Consider the following 16,123-nt stretch of genomic DNA (forward strand, 5'->3'; position numbering starts at 1 on the left):
TAATTAATCTAGCGGAACTCAGTAAGGTAGCCCTACCGCCATCACATCAATTATCGATTGAATCTACCAGTGTACAGCCTGGAGGCGAGCAGGGGCTCAGCCAGCGAAATTATCCTTAGTCGACGTTTCTTGTCGGCTTAGGATAAGGCCGAGTTTGAAGACCCGCGGTTTTTGCGGGGCTTCAAATCGTGCCCGCAGGCGGTCCAAATGTTCACCTTGAGCGCCGGAGGGCGAACAACCCTATCTAACACTCAAAAAACGCGGGCCGGCGTCTTTCGATTCGCCGCCCGCGTTTGCTTGACGTTATTCGACTGATGACCCGTTGACTAAGTTTTGCGGCACGATTGCCAGTTGAACCTTGCCGTCGTGTTCGGCCGACAGCAACATCCCCTGGCTAACCTGCCCGCGCATCTTCCGCGGTTTCAAGTTGGCCACGATGATGACCTTCTTGCCCACTAACGATTGTGGTTCCGGATACCATTGCGCGATTCCGGACAAAATCTGCCGTAAGCCCTGGTCCCCCGCGTCTAACTGGAACTTCAGAAGCTTATCGGCCCCTTCGACGTGGTCGACCGCCTTGATTTCCGCAACCCGTAGTTCGATCTTTTCGAACTTATCGAAGCGGATTTCCGGCTTGTTTAAGGTCAGCTCAGTGTCGCCACCGGTTGCCTGTTCCTGCTGTTTCGCCTTAGCGGCCATGGCGGCCCGGCCCTTGGTCTTTTCCGACTTGGTCATTTGGCCTTGGATAAAGTCGACTTCTTCTTCAGCGTCTAAGCGAGGGAAGATCGGCGTCCCCTTAGCCACGACCTGCTTGCCGGCTGGTAAGTCAGCCAGTTGCAAGTTTTCCAAAGCTAACGTGGCCGGGTCTAAGCCCAATTGTGCGAAGATTTCCTTCGGCGCGTGGGTCATGACCGGACTGATCAACGTAGCGATGACCCGTAAACTAGCGGCCAAATGGGCCATGACGGCGGCTAATTGAGCCGCTGCGGCATCATCCTTGGCTAACTTCCAAGGTTCCGTCTCGTCGATGTACTTGTTGGTCCGGGCCACTAACTTCCAGATTTCGGCTAGGGCGTCGGCAAAGTGCATCTGATCCATTAATTCATGATACGTCTTGATGACGTCGGCGGCCGTTTGTTCTAAGTCCGCATCAAATTCGGTCACGCCCGCCTTAAATTCAGGTAGCTTACCGTCTTCGTACTTGTTGATCATGGCCACGGTCCGGTTCAACAGGTTCCCCAGGTCGTTGGCTAAGTCGTAGTTCAACCGGTTCACGAAGTCTTCCGGCGTGAAGTTCCCGTCGTTACCGTAAGGCATCGCGCGCATCAGGTAGTACCGCACGGCATCGAGGCCGTACCGGTCGACCAGCGTTTCGGGGTAGATCACGTTCCCGGTGGACTTGCTCATCTTGCTGTCCTTCATCAATAACCAGCCGTGCGCGAAAAGTTCCTTGGGCGGCTTGATGCCTAAGGCGTGCAGGACGATTGGCCAGTAGATGGAGTGGAACCGCACGATTTCTTTGCCGACCATTTGGACGTCGGCCGGCCAGAACTTCTTGAACAAGCTTTCGTCGTCACTGGTGTAGCCTAACGCGGTGATATAGTTGAGCAACGCGTCGATCCACACGTAAACCACGTGCTTGGGGTTACTCTTGACCGGCACGCCCCAACTAAAGGTGGTCCGGGAAACGGCGAGATCTTCCAGACCCGGCTTGATGAAGTTGTTGACCATTTCGGTCATCCGGGATTCCGGTTGGATGAAGTGCGGGTTCTGGTGGTAAAAGTCTAACAACCAGTCGGCGTACTTACTCATCTTGAAGAAGTAGGATTGTTCCTTGACCAGCGAAACTTCGTGACCGGACGGGGCCTTCCCGCCGATCACCTTGCCGTTGTCGTCGTGGTAGACTTCGGCCAGTTGGGTTTCGGTAAAGTATTCTTCGTCGTCTTCGGAGTACCAGCCTTCGTATTCGCCCAGGTAAATGTCGCCCTGCTTTAACAGGCGTTCGAAAATTTCCTGCACGGCGGCCACGTGTTCGGCGTCGGTAGTCCGGATAAACTTATCGTTAGAGATCTCCAACGTCTTCCAGAGCTGCTTGATTTGCGCAGCCATCCCGTCGACGTATTCTTGGGGCGTCTTGCCTTGCGATTGGGCCTTGTCTTCAATTTTCAGACCATGTTCGTCGGTCCCCGTCAGGAAAAAGACGTCGTAACCGTCGCTACGCTTGTAACGAGCGACCGTATCACAGGCAATCGTGGTGTAGGAGTTCCCAATGTGTAACCGGCCGGATGGGTAATAAATCGGCGTGGTGATGTAAAAAGTGGGTTTGGTTTCTGCCATAAAATAAAGCCTTCCTTTACTGCAACCTATTTCCGTAAAAATTCGGGTTAGATTTCGCTTAAATTCTCATTTAGTATAGCATAATCCCCGGTCAAGCCATAGCTGGGGCCGGGGATTTCTTAACGGGATGACCTTAAAACAGGTCCAATTGCTGTGGGGCCAAATTGGTCCAGTGTAAGTGTAAAATTTCCTTCAGCCGTAACGCGTTCGGCGCGGCGTCTCTGCCAGAGTTGTTGTTAAAAATCACACTGACATTTTGGGCCTGCATGGCCAACTGCCGGACCAGCGTCGCAATCGACTGCAATTCGTCTTCGCTGTACTTATACAACGTCCGCGTCTTGCGCCAATTAGCGCCCTGGTTGAACCAGCCCTGCGCGTTACGCCCGTGTAGCCGCACCACTGCTAGCTCCGGCGTGGTCACCGTAGCCACCAACGGAATCCCATCATTTAAGTTATGGGGTTCGTCGGTCACCACGTTCGTCAGTTTAAGTGATTGCAAATACGCCATCACGTCGGTGGTCAATCCCGGCGTGGCAAACCAGCTGGGACTACGAAATTCCACGGCCAGTGGCAAATTGCCTAACGCTAGGCGGACCTGTCGCAGGTACTCGATATTGGCCGTCGTACGGTTAAAGTACGGCGGAAACTGCAACAGAATTGTCTGTAATTTCTGCTTGGCGACCAGCGGCGCCACCATCTCGCGGTAGTGTGCAAAGGTAGTTTGCACTTCTTCGGCGGTCACCGGGTGTTGACGCTGGCCGTGCGTGGTCATGACCTGGTTAGCCTTCAAGATAAATTGAAAGCCGTCCGGAACCGTGGCCTGCCAATTAGCGACCGTGCTGGTCCGGGGAATCCCGTAAAACGGGGTGTCCAGTTCGACCAAGGGCAAGTTTCCTGCATATTCGGTGAGGGTCACCGGCCGGTCTTCCCCCCCAATCAAGGCGGGATGTTCCGTCCAGGTCGTTAAACCGATACTAATCATTGTTCGCCCTCCAATCGTAGGTTTCCTAGATTTTTCCTCCAAACTAGATCCTGACTAAAACCCGTCCTAAAACTCAACCGCTAATCAGAACAACTATTCAGGGCCGCTTAACCAAAAATCCATTTGAGTTACCCGATCAGTGTGAGCTGGAGGGCCAGGCAGAAATGGGATCAGGGGTGAAATTTGACTTGGCCGGTGTTTTTTACCGGCCTAGACAAAGGTCGGTCTTCAAGACCCGAGCTTTGGGGCTTGAAGCCGTGCCCACCCCGCTCCAGCTCGTTTCTGTCTGGCCCGGAAGCGCTAAACTCAACAAACTTATCTTTTAAGATAGACTCTAGCCTACTTAAATTTCTCAAACTGCTTGATCAACGCAGATTCCGACTCATCGAGATGGCCTTTAAGCTGGCCAATCAAGCGGCGTCCCGCCATCCGGTCGTTGTACCGAATTCCCGTCACACATAAATCAATCAGGACGAACAGGATCACCACCAGGCCAGCCTTTTGCCGCGTGAACCCCACGTTAAATAGGGGCACCACGCCTTGACTAAATCCTAGTTGTAAAATCCCGTAAATCACTAACGTATCGGGGAGTAGTTGGAGAACGCTCAGCCAGCGTAACCGTTGCACCAGCTTCCGCAGTTGGGTCATAATCTCTGTGCGACTCATCGACTCACCTTCAAACTTGAAGCTCCGTAAAGAACTGGGTCGCATCGGCCTGAACCATGTCGATGGGCATTCCCAGTTCCAGCTTCTCTTGATTGATCACCACGACGGGTGCCTGAGCATTGCGGTAGTCCAGGAGTCCGGCAAACGGATAAACCCGCATGGAGGTCCCCACGATGACGACCAGATCGGCCGCCCCCATGGCCGCCACGGCCCGTTGGACGTTGAGGGTGTTCAACCCCTCATCGTATAAGACCACGTCCGGCCGTAACCAGCCACCGTCAACGTCGTGGTGCGGATCTTTAAGGTAGTCGTGCCAATCGACGGTCGCCCCACAGACCTGACAATACACGTTGTACAGGTTCCCGTGAAATTCTACCAGGTGCTGACAGCCCGCCTCGCGGTACAAATTATCAATATTTTGGGTGATCACCGTCGCACGGTTCTGCTGCGTCAGCGCCGCTTGCTTTTGGTGAATCACGTTGGGTTGTGCCTCCGGATAATACAAATTCTGTTTGACGTAGTCGTAAAAGGTGTCGGGTTCCTGAGCCAAGCACTGGTGACTCAGGTAATATTCCGCGTTCCGGTGACCGGTATATAACCCGTTTTTCGACCGGTAATCCGGAATCCCCGACGGCGTCGAGACGCCCGCCCCCGTCAAGAAGACGATGTGGGTCGCGTCATCAAATAGCTTTTGTAAGCGTGCTTCCATCGAATACATCCCCCTTACTCAAACCCGTTACCGTAAAATATACGGCATCTTCAATAACTTAAATAAGTCCTCGACGGTCATGTCGTAGATTTTGGTGTAATAATCCGGCGTGTCCTCGCTCGGCTTGGGTGCCGACAACACGAAGGCGTTCTGGTTGTCCGCCCGGTTAAAGCCGACGTACGCCCGCCGTTGCGTGGTCTTGTCGTGCATATCGGAGTGGTAGAGTTCAAACATCTGCCGTACCTGCAAACTTAATTGCCGCTTAGACACCACACTGGTCAGCGTGGTGAATTCGGTGTTGTGCAGGGCCGGTAAGTGCCAGGCTTCCAACTGTTCATCGAAGGCCTTGAACAACTTGACCACGTTGCGCCGGAAGGTAAATGGCGACGTGACCGGTTTAGCCATGATCAACGCGTACAACTTTTGAGCGGCCGCCAAACTGATCGGGTAATCCTGCTTAAACTGCTTTAAAATATCGTCGTGCCCGTCACCGAAGAAGACCAATGCGTCGAGAAGCGTCAGGGTCCGCAACGTCATTTCGTCGTCGACCGGCGTGGGTTCCGGCTTAATCGTGGCCTGAACGCCCTTAAGGTACAGGTCTTCGATGGCCGGCGTAATCAGATTGTGCTTGCGTTGTTCGCTAACGACCACCACGTGACTGACGATGTCGTAGAGTTCGGTCCCCATGATCATCAGCTGTTCGTCGAGTTGATCGTTGCCCGTGGTCAACGAGAAGAAGACCTGTGGGAAGCCGGAGAGAATCATCAACAGGTGTAAGAGTTCGTGAGACGCCGTGTAGTTAGGCGCCGTTAAGTCCGCCACCTGAATTTGAATATTCTTGCCGTCTTGAACCTGTTGGGCTTGGTCGTGCCGTACGTAACCGGCCTGGAGTTGACCGATAAACTGAACCTCCACCTTACCGGGATAGATCTCGTTAACTTTATTGATTAAATCTTGAACTTCTGGCGAAATTTGAACGTCTTTTGCTTCCATAATTAAGTTAGTCACCCGTTTTCTTTGAATTTACCTGCCGAACCGCCCGTAACGCGGATCGGGCCTGCGCGGTGGTGGGTTGCGTCGCCGTTAAGCGCTGAACCACCGCCGGCACCTCGGCGGGCGTGGCGCCCACCGAAAGCGCTAAGGATTTAAGTTGTAAATGCATGTGCCCCTGTTGGATGCCGTCCGTGACTAGAGCGCGTAAGGCGGCCAAATTTTGGGCCAACCCCACAGCGACCGTCAAGCGCATCAGGTGCCGCGCATCGGTCACGTGAGCCAACTGCTGGTTAATCGCCACCAACGGAAAGACCCGCGTGGCGCCCCCCACGAAGCCCAGGGCCAGGGGCAGGGTTAATTCCCCGTGTAACGTTTGCCCGTCGAGCCACCACCGACTCAACCCGCGGTAATGACCATCGCGACTCGCGTAGACGTGCGCACCGCTTTCCACGGCGCGCCAATCGTTGCCCATCGCCAGCACCACGGCATCGATACCGTTCATGATGCCCTTGTTGTGCGTCGCCGCACGGTAGGGGTCGACCTGGGCAAAGTCACTGGCGGCGCATAGCCGTTGGGCCACGGTCAACCCCTCGAGCGTTTTAGTCTTGAGGTTAGCGACGGGCACCGCACACCGCGCCGTTGCTAGACTATGCGTGGCGTAGTTACTTAAAATACTCATTAAAATATCCGTGGCGTGGTGGGACCGTAAATAGTGGGCCACGGCCTCGGCCATGGTATTGACCAGGTTAGCCCCCATGGCCTCCCCCACGTCGATAAACAGGTCGAGTGACACCCAATCCGGCGGTAATACCCGCACCCGAATCGACCGGGCACCACCCCCGTGCGTCACTAATGACGGGTGGGCCGCGTCGGCCACCGCCAATAACTCGGCCTGGTGGTTTAAAATCCAGCCCTTCAGTTCGGCCGGATCGGTCACCTTTTGACAAACAATCTGGCCCATCAATTCACGCTGAGTCACCTGCGTCGTGATGCCTTGCTGGCCATCATCGAGCATTCGGCCCCCGTTACTAGCCGCCGCGATCACCGAGGGCTCCTCGGTGACCATGGGGACCGCCACGGTCTGGCCGTCGACGTGCAGGTTCACCGCCACGCCCTCCGGTAATCCGTAGGTGGTCAGGTAGTTTTCAATCAGTTCTTCGTCGGTCGCTTGGCGTTTCTGCGCCACCGTGGCCAGCTGACTCAGCGTTAAGTGACTCGCTTGGGCCAGTTGGTCGCGCCGCTGCCCGTAAGGCAAGCGGTAAAAGGGAACGGTCATGTTGGGCCTCCTAACGTTGACTAAGGTACTCGGAAATGATGCCCTCACGCACACCGCTTTCGGAAAAGACCACGCGATCGGAATCTAACATCTGTAGGAGCGTCACCAGCGGTAACATACCGCCTAGAATAATGTCGGCGCGTTCCGGTTCGAGACCAGAAATGCGTTTACGTTCCTTTAAAGACACCCGAATCAAGCGTTCGAAGGTCCGCATCACTTGGTCGGTGGTCAGGCGGTACCCGTGGATGTTTTCCACGTGCAGAATCTTTTGCTGCTGCCGGTTCATCCGGGCCAGCGTCCGGTTCGCCCCACCCAACAACACCAGCGGAAGATGTTTGGCGTCGTTCAACCACCAAATATCTCGCAGGCGTTCGCGTAAAAAGACCTGGGCGGAAAAGAGATCGACGGCCGTGACCCGGTCGTCTAGACGAAACTGTTCGGAGAGGTTGACCGCGCCAAACGGCACGCTGATCAGGTTAGCATCCCGGCCGTCCTTCACGTGCACCAGCTCGCAACTGGCCCCCCCGGTGTCGAGCAATAAACAGTCCTTGACCTTCAGCCGGTTGACCGCGCCCAAATAATCGTAATAGGCTTCCTGATCGCCGGAGAGCACCTCCAAGTCGATGTGGGTCGCCGCTTTGACCTGTGACAGAAAATCAGCACGGTTGCGGGCCTGCCGCACAGCCGCCGTGGCAATGCCCCGGACAATCAGGTTGGGCAGGTGCTCGTAATACGGCCGAAACGACCGCAGCGCCGAGATGGTCCGCGCCATCGCCTTGGGCTGTAAAATCTTTTCCGGGCCCATCCCTTCGGACAGGCGGCTATCGACCTTGACCCGGTTCACTTCCCGGTAAGTGCCATCATTGCGCAATTCATTGACCGCTAAGCGCACCGAATTCGACCCTAAATCCACAATCGCTAAATTCTGCATGGTCAGTCCCCCGTTTTTTAACCGAAGTAGTCGATTCCAACGGCGTGCCGGACTTCACGTAGCGTCTGGGCCGCCACTTGGTTGGCCTTTTCACTACCTTGTTTCAGGATGTCGTAAACGCCGGCGGGATCGGCCGCAAAGTGTTCGCGCCGTTCCCGAATCGGCTTTAGTTCGGCCTGCAACACGTCGTTTAGATACCGTTTAATTTTAACATCCCCTAAGCCACCGTGCTGGTATTGTGCCTTCAAGTCGGCGACTTTAGCCTTGTCATCGGCAAAAATGTCCAGGTAGGTGAAGACCGTGTTGCCTTCAATGTGACCGGGATCTTCCACGTGGATGTGTTCGGGATCGGTGTACATCGACATGACCTTCTTTTGAATCGTGTCGGCGTCGTCGCCCAAGTAAATGGCGTTGTTTAATGACTTACTCATCTTGGCGTTCCCGTCTAAACCGGGAATTCGGCCGAGGCCCTTAGCTGGGAAGTAGCCTTCAGGTTCCACCAGGATTTCTTGACCGTAAACGTTGTTGAAGCTCCGCACGATTTCACGCGTTTGTTCTAGCATCGGTTCTTGGTCATCACCAACGGGTACCGTGTCGGCCTTAAACGCCGTGATGTCGGCGGCTTGGCTGACCGGGTAGATGAAGAACCCCGCGGGCACACTTTCCCCAAAGGCCTTTTGCTTAATTTCGGTCTTAACGGTTGGATTCCGGTTTAACCGGGCAACGGAGACCAGGTTCAGGTAAGTCATGGTCAATTCGCTTAACGCTGGAATCTGCGATTGCACCAGAATCGTCGACTTGGCTGGGTCAATGCCCACGGCCAAATAGTCGAGTGCCACTTGTAATAAGCTATGGCGAATCTTTTCGGGATCACGCGCGTTATCGGTCAGCGCCTGGGTGTCGGCAATCATGATGAAGGTGTCGTAATCCCCGGTGTTTTGGAGCATCACCCGGTTTTTCAGGGAGCCAACGTAATGGCCGATGTGGAGCTTACCAGTGGGGCGATCGCCCGTTAAAATCACGTGTTTGTTTGTCATGAGAATCTTCCTTTCTACTAAAAAGCGCCCCATTGACGACTGTCAATAGGACGCTTGTGCGCGGTACCACCTAACTTGTGACCACTTGGGATCACCACTTTCAGCCGTTAACGGGGCCACCGCGAGTTCATCGTCGTTTAAACCGTCTCGACCCACTTCGACCGTGACACCGTTGCAGCAAATCGGCGTCTCTCTGAGATTAGTCTACTCCATCGAAACTCATGCCTACAGTTTAGTGGATTTGGGGGCGAAAGTAAACCGAAATCATGACGGAAATCTTAGCAGACTAAACTGGCGTCTTAGTTAGGAAGAAGCTGGTCGCTCTCCGCCGCAATTGATTTAATATGACAATCGTCATTAACTACTACCACAGACGATGTTGCTGATTTCACACCGGTAAAGATGTCCGTTACCTAACTGTTTCCCAGAATGTAATTATCCTCATTAGCCACGGTCATCCATTTAATTACACATTTAGTTAAACCCCATCCGAGAGTTACCGTTACTGCTAGGGTCTGTCTTAAAACTCTAGCACAGATTTAAATGGCCATTCTTTACCTCTCAGTTGAAAAAGGATCTGATTTAGTCGTCGTTATAACCCGTGTAAGCTGGAGGGCCAGTCAGAAATGGGCTCAGGGGTGAAATTTGTGTTGGTCGGTGTTTTTTACCGACCTAGACAAAGGTCGGTCTTCAAGACCTGGTTTGTGGGCTTGAAGCCGTGCCCACCCCGTTCCAGCCCATTTCTGACTGACCCGGAAGCGTTTAATCCGCCAAGCTAATCTCTTAAAGTCCCCACAATTTCACCAACGGTCTTTGATTGACAGCGCCCCAAAATGTGACTAAACTTGTTAAGCAATTTAGCCAATTCTAATGAAGGAGGCGGTCATCTTGACCACCAGCGAACAAGCCAACGAGCAACACCGCGTGGACGACGTGGTTCAACAAATCGGCACCCGTATCGACCGCACCACGAGCGAGTATAATGACGCCCACAAAGAGTTGCGCAACGTGTTAAAAAACTATACCGAAAACACGTCGGTCAACTGGTTTGAAGTCGATGACCGAATCGAAACCAGTGCCGAACTCCAGCAACAACGGGCCCTGGTTTCCCGTTTAACCGAAAACCAAAATATCATTCAAGATCAGTTAACCACCTTTCAAGAACTCAAAAAGTCGCCCTACTTTGGGCGCATCGACATTCAAGATCCCGATGAACCGACACCCGAATCACTGTATATCGGAACAGCGTCGTTCGTTGACGATGACGAGAACTTCTTAGTCTATGACTGGCGTGCCCCCATCTCTAGTATCTACTACAACGGGGTCCTGGGTCAGGTAGCCTACGACACGCCGGCCGGTCAGCAACAAACCGACCTCCTCAAAAAACGTCAATTTCTCATTCAAGACAGCCAAATCCAAAGTATGTTCGACACCAACGAAACCGTGGGCGACGAAATGCTCCAACACGTCTTGGGCGAACAAAACGACGCGACCATGCAAAACATCGTGGCCACCATTCAGCGTGAACAAAACGACATCATCCGCGACGTCCACAGCGACTTGCTGGTGGTTCAAGGCGTCGCCGGCTCCGGGAAGACCTCCGCAATTTTACAACGCATCGCTTTTCTGTTGTACCACAGCCGCCGCGACCTTGAGGCCGACCAAATCGTGTTGTTCTCCCCCAACCGCCTGTTCAGTCACTACATTAGTGACGTCTTACCCAGCCTCGGGGAACGGAACATGCGCCAGGTAACCCTGGCCGAGTTTTTGACCCAACGGTTCCAGGGGCTCAAGGTCCAGACCCAGTTCGAACGGTACGAAAGCGACCAACAACACCCCGTTCATCTGGCCCTACGCAACTTTCAGGAAAGCGCGGCGATGATGAGTGCCGTGGCCGATTACTGTAAAAAATGTCCGGCCAACGACCTACAATTCACCGACATTCGCTTCAACGGCCGGGTCTTCTTCGATCACCAGGAGATTCGCGACATCTACCGCCAGTTTCCGGTGGGCTTACCCGCGGCGGAACGGTTCTTAAAGACCAAGAACGTTCTCGAAAAACGGCTCCGCAAACAAATTGCTGAGGAAGCCAAAGCCGACTGGGTCCGCGACACCATCGACCAACTCAGCGACGAAGACTATCACAACCTGCTGGGGGCCAAGCACCTCGGCCAATTTGAACAACTCGACGACGAGATCGACTTCATTGCCCGGCAAATCGTGCGCCGCCGCTTACGGCAGGTCGACGACGCCATCTACAACGGGTACTTTTTGGACGTTTACAGCCAATACACCGCCTTTCTAAAGCAGTGTCCCTTACCGGCTGACGTGACGGCCGACCAGTGGCAGGCCGTCATCGACCGTTACCAACACGACATCGAATTCCACCGGTTGGCGTTGACCGATGCCGCCCCGCTACTTTACCTACGCGACCTCTTGATCGGTGGCGGGATGAATCACCAGATGCAGCACCTGTTCGTCGACGAAATGCAGGACTATTCGATTGCTCAGTTAATTTACCTGCAACACGCCTTTCCTCGCGCTAAACTCACGCTTCTGGGCGACAGCGAACAGGCCCTCTTCAAGGCCGTTGAGTCACCCGAGTCCATCTTGAAGAAGTTAGGCGCGGCCTTACACGCCAAGCGTTCACGTTTGATCACCCTGCGGCGCTCGTACCGGTCAACGCTCCCCATCACCACCTTTGCCAAGGCGCTTCTGCCCGATGGCGACCAGATTGAGGCCTTCAACCGACCAGGGGATCTGCCCAAGGTCGTGATCCGCTACGACGACGCGTCAGCGTTTAAGGCCCTGACCCACGAAGTCCAAACGGAGCTGGCGACTAGTGGGACCGTGGCGATCCTCACCAAGAACACCGCCGAAGCTAAGTACGTTTACCAGGAACTGCACGCCACCGTTGACCTGACCCGGTTAACCGATACCGACCGGTCATTGCCCAAGGGCGTGGTGGTCTTGCCGATTTACCTGGCCAAAGGACTGGAATTTGACAGCGTGATCGCCTATAACGTTTCGGCGGAAAATTATCCGGATCAACAATTGACCGGCACGCTCTACACGATTGCCTCTAGGGCCATGCACCACCTGACCCTGTTGAGCATCGGGCCGGTATCGCCACTCATCGCCTCCGAGAATATTCCGCAAAGCGATCTACAAATTGAACACGAACTCTTAAACTAGCTGATTATTTAATCCATACTAGGTCCCATCAAAACAGAGTCCCCCAAGTTAACGACTTGGTGGACTCTGTTTTTTTAGCTACTCACTAAGTTTAGGGACGTTTTCACCCTTGGACAGCTCTAACGCCAACCGTAAGTTCAAGCTGTTTTGGGGTTGCTTCACCGAAATTCCTAGCAATTTTTCGCACTGCTTAATCCGGTATTTAATGGTGTTGCGGTGCAGATACAAGGTATTTGCCGTCTTGGTGATCTCGCAATTATAATCCAGATAATATTGCAAGGTCTTCCGGAGATCCACGGTCGCCGTATCTTCCGGATAGGCCAACTCACCCAAGATTTTCTCACAGAAGTAGTGAATATCTTCCTCGTCGGTTCCCTCAAATAACCCGATTAACCCCTTGGGCCGGTAGTAGTTGATCGTTTCGATCTCGGTGCGCTGCTTAATCTCCGTCAAGGCCGATTTGGCCTCGATGTAGGAATTAGAGATATCTTCGATGGTTTCACACGCATTCCCAAACGAGAAACTCAAGCGAATACCTAAGGCGTCCTCCAATTCCTTAACCAGATTCGTCAGCGTCCGTTCCAAATCGGGTTCTTCCGATTGAAACAGTAACGCGATGTCGTTACTATTCTTGACCTTAAAGACTACGACGTCTCGAATCTTCAACGGCAACTGATCTTGCATCCAGTTGTTCGCGATTTGCGATTCATCCTTGCGGTAAAAGACCTGGTTTTGGCTCTGCTCGTCGGGCACGCAATAGACTAAGGCAATCCGGTAATGGTTACTCTGGACCAACCCGTAGTTGCTGCCCAAATCAACCCAGTTACGGTGCTCTTCCGTTTGTAGGCTCTTGGCTTCGACCAATTGTGATAAGAAGTCACTCTTTAACAGGTCAAAGAAGTCTTGGACCTTGTGGTTCTTATACAGAATAAACATCAGCGTCAACACCGCCTGCTCAATGGCAAACTCCGAGATGGGATACGGGATCTGTTCCGGGCGCAAGATCAACAGGTAGTACGGAAAATTATCGATGACGTTGACCGGATAACCCAAAACTTGCAACTTCTCACCGTTGATGTTGTTAATCACCAGGTTCGCCTTGCCTTCACTGATGCGGCGGTAGTTCTGCGCGGATAACTGTTCCGCGTAGAACGAAGCCGGGTAACTGGACCCCGAGAAGTACTGCGAGTTTCCAATGACCTTATGCCAGGGGTTCAACAGAATCACCGGGGCGTTAATAATTTTCCCGAGTTCCGCAATGAAGCGCCCGTTGCTCACGTCGTGCATCAATAAACTCGAAAACTTTTTTTGAATGTCCAACGCGTAGGTCAGTTGTTCCGTCTTGGTATCCCACAGGTAACTCTGCATACGGTAGAGCAGCCCCCCCAGTGGTTGGGTGCTGGGAATCTTAATCAACGGAATATTCAGTTCCGTGGCGTACGCCACCACTGCCGGATCAATATCTTCAATGAACCGCCCCACCTTAATCCCCAAAGCGGCGACTTTTTTCGTCACTAAAGAAGCTAAAAACGGCTTTAACTGTTGCTGGTCATCCTTAAAGATCATGGCCGTGGTCAGGATGATGACGTTCTCGGGAATGAAGCCCGCGATGTCCGGCGTTTCCGTAATTTCAACACTCTCGACGGGCCGGTCAAGGTCCCGATGGGTGGATAAAACCTCCAGGTCCGAAAACCGAGGTAATTTCAATAAATCATTTAAGCTACTCACGCTGTGACCCCCTTCATTTTGTGTTAGCGCTTTCAATTAACGATTTAACCATATTTGGTCAAAATAAACAAACTTGTTTTTTTTATGGTGCAGAACACGCAATGAAATTCTCTTAAATCTCCTTATAATTGGTCTTGTAAGCGTTTACATATGAAAGATTTTTGGAGGGTCTATTATGGACAAAGTCACAGAAAAAACGGGCATGGCCTATTGGAAAAAAATCGTTATTCTCCTGTGCGCGGGGTGGATTACCATCTGGATCTACCGGTCAGCATTAGCACCGGTCTACCCGCAAATTCGGTCTTCATTAGGTGGCGGCGTCTCCGACACGGCCCTAGGATCGATTTCTAGTTTTTATTTCTTAGGTTACGTTATTATGCAAATTCCGGCGGGGTTCTTAGTCGATAAGATTGGGAAAAAACGGGTCCTAATCCCCGGATTTCTCTTATTCGCCGTCGCCGCTCTCGTGGTGGCTCTCTCCCACTCCATTCAAATGATCTACGTGGGGAGTCTGCTAGCCGGGTTAGGTTGTGGGTCCTTCTACGGCTCCGCCTACTCGTTGACGGCCCAAAACATTCCGGCCGACAAGAAGAGCTTCTCCACGGCCATCGTAAACAGTGGGTCCGCCGTGGGGTCTGGACTCGGGATGATTTTATCTAGTTTCTTGGTTGCCCAGCAGGGAATGCCGTGGCAAACCATGATGTACATTGCCGTCGTCATGATTATCTGCATGGTCATCGCGTTCCAAGCCATTATTCGGAGTCACAAAGACGACGTCGCCGCCCTGGCCGCACAACCAACGGCAGCCGAAATCAAGGCCGACACGCCCAAGGTTAAAGAAAAAGTGTCTATCGGGACCCTCTTTGCCCCGAAGATGCTGTTCTCCTACATTCTCTACTTCGCCACCTGCTACGCCTACTACATGATTGTGACCTGGCTGCCGAACTTCTTGGCCACGGAACGGGGCTTCCACGGCGCCGCCATCGGTTTTTCATCATCCCTGGTTGCCTTTGCCTCCATTCCCGGCGCCCTTTTCTTCAGTAAGTTAGCTGATAAATACATGGCCCATAAGATCAAGTTCATCGTGATCTTAGAACTGCTCTCAGCCGCCATGTTACTCCTGACGGTGCAAGCTACCAGCGCTACCTTCCTCCTGACTGCCCTGATTCTCTACGGGTTCTTAGGCAAACTGGCGGTTGAACCCATCATCATCTCTTGGCTGGGTGAAAATGCGCCCCAAGTCGGGGTCGGCACAACCTTAGGGGTCTTCAACTTCTTCGGCATGATGTCGTCGATCATTGCACCAGCTCTGACCGGGAACATCTCCGACGCCACGGGGTCCAAGGTCTTAGGTTTCTACATCGCCATCTTGTTGCTGGTGGTTGGGACCATCCTCTTCCTCTTTGCCAACTTGAAAAAGAAACGCGCTTAATCGCGCCAAATCACTTATCGAGACGACCAAGCGCTTACCTTTAGGTAACTTTGCTTGGTCGTTTCTGCCTTGGTAACCATCTCGGGAGGTCCTAGCCGTGTTCAAAAAGATTTTAGCCATTCTCTTATTTGGGTTCTGCGGCAGTTTTCTGCGTACCGAACTCACTTTGGTTGGTCAGCATTATCTCGTTATTTTAACGATCAACGTCTTGGGATCATTTCTCCTGGCCTTTATCGCCCAAACCCTTCCCGCCCTGATTTCCTTATCCGAGGCCACGATGACCGGTCTTTCCGTCGGGCTCGTCGGCAGCTTCACCACCTTTTCCACGTTCACCATGGACGTGGTGACCCTGTTCACGCAAGGGGCCTTTGGGTTAGCCTTCGCTTATCTGGCGGGGAGCCTCATCTTGAGTAGCGGCGCCGTGATTTTAGGCTTTCGTACCAGTCTCTGGGTCACGGCGGGAGTTCCGTCAAAATGAGCGCCGTTTTTTGGATCAGCCTAGCCGGGGCTGGCGGCGCTTTAACGCGCTTTACCGTGACTACCCTCATCAACCGGCGCATTCGTCCCACCCATTTTCCGGTTGCCACGTTCACCATCAACCTCCTGGGTTCCGGCTGTTTAGGCCTCGTCACCGGACTACTAGCGCCGAGTTGGTTGCTCTTTCAGTTGGCCGGGGGCTTTCTAGGCGGTTTTTCAACCTTTTCCACCTTTACCAACGACTTCGTCAAGCTCAGTCAGGCCCACCCCTGGACCGCCGTGACCTACCTCACGACGTCCGTCTCGTTAAGCATTGGGAGTGCCTTTCTCGGTTACGTCTTGATTCGCTGACCCGGTCCC

13 protein-coding genes are annotated in these 16,123 nt (G+C 53.2%); 4 read left to right on the plus strand and 9 right to left on the minus strand.

Annotation, left to right across the window (positions count from 1 at the left end; translation table 11 throughout):
• Positions 1–303: 303 nt before the first annotated feature.
• From metG to trpS, 8 genes are all read right to left on the minus strand, one after another.
• On the minus strand, positions 304–2,337 hold the full coding sequence (gene metG, locus FD25_RS05880) for a methionine--tRNA ligase (RefSeq protein ID WP_057802313.1): 2,034 nt from the start codon (positions 2,335–2,337) through the stop codon (positions 304–306).
• A 133-nt stretch (positions 2,338–2,470) separates the two neighbouring features.
• On the minus strand, positions 2,471–3,319 hold the full coding sequence (locus FD25_RS05885; RefSeq protein WP_057802315.1) for a DUF72 domain-containing protein: 849 nt from the start codon (positions 3,317–3,319) through the stop codon (positions 2,471–2,473).
• Between the two features lie 339 nt (positions 3,320–3,658).
• Complete coding sequence (locus tag FD25_RS05890) at positions 3,659–3,985, minus strand: hypothetical protein (protein ID WP_057802317.1); 327 nt, start codon at positions 3,983–3,985, stop codon at positions 3,659–3,661.
• Positions 3,986–3,995: 10 nt separating this feature from the next.
• Positions 3,996–4,694, minus strand: a complete 699-nt coding sequence (locus tag FD25_RS05895) for an NAD-dependent protein deacylase (protein WP_057802319.1) — start codon at positions 4,692–4,694, stop codon at positions 3,996–3,998.
• 27 nt (positions 4,695–4,721) lie between these two features.
• Positions 4,722–5,687 carry a hypothetical protein gene (locus FD25_RS05900; RefSeq protein ID WP_057802321.1) on the minus strand — a complete coding sequence of 322 codons (966 nt, stop codon included), beginning with the start codon at positions 5,685–5,687 and terminating at the stop codon, positions 4,722–4,724.
• A gap of 7 nt (positions 5,688–5,694) precedes the next feature.
• On the minus strand, positions 5,695–6,963 hold the full coding sequence (locus FD25_RS05905; protein ID WP_057802323.1) for a hydroxymethylglutaryl-CoA reductase, degradative: 1,269 nt from the start codon (positions 6,961–6,963) through the stop codon (positions 5,695–5,697).
• A gap of 10 nt (positions 6,964–6,973) precedes the next feature.
• Complete coding sequence (locus tag FD25_RS05910) at positions 6,974–7,894, minus strand: Ppx/GppA family phosphatase (protein ID WP_057802325.1); 921 nt, start codon at positions 7,892–7,894, stop codon at positions 6,974–6,976.
• Positions 7,895–7,911: 17 nt separating this feature from the next.
• Positions 7,912–8,931 (minus strand): tryptophan--tRNA ligase, encoded by a 1,020-nt coding sequence (trpS, locus tag FD25_RS05915; protein ID WP_057802327.1) that lies wholly within the window; start codon positions 8,929–8,931, stop codon positions 7,912–7,914.
• A gap of 870 nt (positions 8,932–9,801) precedes the next feature.
• Here trpS and helD point away from each other — a divergent pair.
• Positions 9,802–12,126 (plus strand): RNA polymerase recycling motor HelD, encoded by a 2,325-nt coding sequence (gene helD, locus FD25_RS05920; RefSeq protein WP_057802329.1) that lies wholly within the window; start codon positions 9,802–9,804, stop codon positions 12,124–12,126.
• Between the two features lie 78 nt (positions 12,127–12,204).
• On the opposite strand, the gene FD25_RS05925 is transcribed toward helD, so the two are convergent.
• Positions 12,205–13,854 carry a PucR family transcriptional regulator gene (locus tag FD25_RS05925; protein WP_057802331.1) on the minus strand — a complete coding sequence of 550 codons (1,650 nt, stop codon included), beginning with the start codon at positions 13,852–13,854 and terminating at the stop codon, positions 12,205–12,207.
• A 175-nt stretch (positions 13,855–14,029) separates the two neighbouring features.
• On the opposite strand from FD25_RS05925, the gene FD25_RS05930 reads away from it, so the two are divergent.
• The 3 genes from FD25_RS05930 to FD25_RS05940 all read left to right on the plus strand — a co-directional run bounded on the left by FD25_RS05930 (position 14,030) and on the right by FD25_RS05940 (position 16,114).
• Entirely contained in the window at positions 14,030–15,286 is a 1,257-nt protein-coding gene (locus tag FD25_RS05930; protein WP_057802334.1) for an MFS transporter, read from the plus strand.
• 97 nt (positions 15,287–15,383) lie between these two features.
• Positions 15,384–15,764 (plus strand): fluoride efflux transporter FluC, encoded by a 381-nt coding sequence (locus FD25_RS05935; protein WP_057802335.1) that lies wholly within the window; start codon positions 15,384–15,386, stop codon positions 15,762–15,764.
• On the plus strand, positions 15,761–16,114 hold the full coding sequence (locus FD25_RS05940; protein ID WP_057802337.1) for a fluoride efflux transporter FluC: 354 nt from the start codon (positions 15,761–15,763) through the stop codon (positions 16,112–16,114). The genes FD25_RS05935 and FD25_RS05940 overlap by 4 nt, the downstream gene beginning before the upstream one ends.
• The last annotated feature ends 9 nt before the right edge of the window (positions 16,115–16,123 follow it).

The sequence above is a fragment of the Levilactobacillus acidifarinae DSM 19394 = JCM 15949 genome, assembly GCF_001434835.1.
GTDB lineage: Bacteria > Bacillota > Bacilli > Lactobacillales > Lactobacillaceae > Levilactobacillus > Levilactobacillus acidifarinae.